The sequence below is a fragment of the Pseudomonas syringae genome, assembly GCF_000737245.1.
In the GTDB taxonomy this organism is placed as follows: Bacteria; Pseudomonadota; Gammaproteobacteria; order Pseudomonadales; family Pseudomonadaceae; genus Aquipseudomonas; species Aquipseudomonas syringae_J.
In genome coordinates this window covers 1-353 of record NZ_JPQU01000098.1, presented here as the reverse complement: position 1 = coordinate 353, position 353 = coordinate 1, and the positions used below count along the sequence as shown (strand labels likewise).

Annotated in this window: 1 protein-coding gene; it reads left to right on the top strand. The window is 63.2% G+C overall.

Annotated features, from left to right (window positions below; all coding sequences use genetic code 11):
• Nucleotides 1-31: 31 nt before the first annotated feature.
• A partial coding sequence (locus IV01_RS27195) for a hypothetical protein (protein ID WP_032631623.1) occupies nt 32-353 on the top strand: 322 nt, incomplete at its 3' end.

Sequence of the window (353 nt, the reverse complement as noted above, 5' to 3'; positions counted from 1 at the left end):
CGCTGGCGATAGCGTCAGCCCAGACAGCGCAATGCTGGCTGACACCCCGCTGACCAGTAGGAGCGCGCTTGCCCGCGATGAGGCTGAACCCGATGCACCTGATACACCGCAGCGTCTGAATCGCGGGCAGGCACCGCTCCCACAGGGAATGTATTTCAATGCTGCCACCCCGCTGACCAGTGGGAGCGCGCTTGCCCGCGATGGCGTTGGATCGGATGACGCATTACCGACTGACCAACCTCATCACCCTGTAGGAGCGGTGCTTGCCCGCGATGAGGCTGAACCCGATTCGCCTGATACACCGCAGCGCCTGAATCGCGGGCAAGCACCGCTCCCACAGGGAATGCATTCCA